We start from the raw sequence: 1,729 nt of genomic DNA on the forward strand, positions 1-1,729 counted from the left end.
ATTAATGCATCAATATTAATACTCGGTGCATTGGTATCCAATGTTGCGCCTTCACTTAACGTGGTGGTATTGCCTGCACTGTCACTGACGCTTGCTTCGATAGTGAGTGGACCATCAGTTAGCGCGTTCGGTACATCTGCTGACCAACTGCCATCGGCTTGTACTGTTGCGGTAAACGTTTCTGTTGTGGTGCCGTCGCTTACACTGATGTTTATTACTGTGCCCGCTGGCGCATTGCTGCTTCCGCTGATTGTTGGGGTGCTGTCGTTGGTCGCTCCTACGGTATCCAGTGTCAATGTCGCCGCTAAGGTATCAAGGGTGCCTGTTTGTGTGGTGCCGCCGGTGTTGCCTGCATCATCGGTGATACTGGCTTGTACGGTGTAGCTGCCATCTGGTAATTCAGGGCTGGTTGCTTGCCAATTACCGCTGGCATCAACGGTGGCAGTGATTGGGTGCTCATCACCGTTACTGTCGGTAATAATAATGTTGATAACCGTGCCTTCAGGCTCTGTTGAGGTACCACTAATCACTGGAGTACTGTCGTTACTCAAACCCAGTGCATCAACGGTGACAACTGGTGTGATGGTATCTACATTACCACTGCTGTTTGCGGTGCTCTCGTTGCCTGCGGCATCGGTAATGCTGGCAACAACGCTAAACTCACCTTGTGCAAGGGCTGTCGATACTTCGATTGCCCAGTGACCATCGCTGCCTACAACAGTGCTAAGGGTTTGATTGATGCCTTCGCTGTCGGTGATGGTGAGTGTTACCGTGCCACCAATTTCATTACTGGTGCCCTGAAGCTCAGGTGTTAAATCGCTGACATCGCCTACATTTTGAATGGTTAAGGTTGGCGCTTGTGTGTCGATGGTGGTGGTATCACTCACGGTGGTTTCGTTGCCGACACTATCGCGCACACTTACTTCAATCGTGCTTTCACCTTCACTTAATGGTGTCGCTGGTGTGGCGCTCCAGTTGCCATTGGCATCCACTAAGGCGGTGATGGTTTGCGGGTTGCCTGCGCTGTCGGTCACTACGATAGTCACTTGTGCCCCCTCGCCCGCATCGCTTGTGCCGCTAATAACCGGTGTATTGCTGTCGCTTTGTGCTGCAACCTCAACAGTGAGTGTCGGCGGTGTATTATCAAAGTCATCTGAGCTAATTGTACGGGTATTACCTGCGGCATCGGTCGCTGTGGCGATCACTGAGCCAACATCAAGTAACGATACATCTAATCCGACTAATGACCAGTTGCCATCCGCATCCGTTGTAGTGGTATATGTTGCACCAATCCCACCGTTAACAAGTTGCTCGGTAATGGTAATTTCACTGCCTGCTGGCAAATCAGAGGTGCCGCTTAGAGTAATTAATAAACCAAGCTCAAACGTTGGTGTAAAGGCAAGGATTGGCGGAGTTACATCCACTTCGCCGCTGTCAGTGCCTGTACCTGTGTTGCCTGCGGCATCTGTGATGCTGGCGCTAACGCTGTAATTACCTTCAGCTAAATCAGTCGTTGGTGTCGCACTCCAGTTACCATTGGCATCGGTTTGTACATCAATGCTTTGAGTAGCATTTGCTGCATCTGTAAACGTAACCGTGATGGTGCTGTTAGGTGCATCACTGGTGCCCGTAACCGTGGGCGTGCTGTCGTTTGTTAATAATGGCGCATCTACACTCACACTTGGTGCTGTGGTATCAATGGTGCCGTTGCCGGTAATATTGGTGCTGT

1 protein-coding gene is annotated in these 1,729 nt (G+C 50.7%); it reads right to left on the reverse strand.

Annotated features, from left to right (window positions below; genetic code table 11):
- Window positions 1–1,729, reverse strand: a 1,729-nt coding sequence (locus tag I6F44_RS19450; RefSeq protein WP_197174405.1) for a beta strand repeat-containing protein, incomplete at both ends; no start/stop codon positions are given.

Origin of the sequence: Pseudoalteromonas sp. NZS11_1 (genome assembly GCF_015864275.1) — a bacterium.
Lineage (GTDB): Bacteria > Pseudomonadota > Gammaproteobacteria > Enterobacterales > Alteromonadaceae > Pseudoalteromonas > Pseudoalteromonas arctica.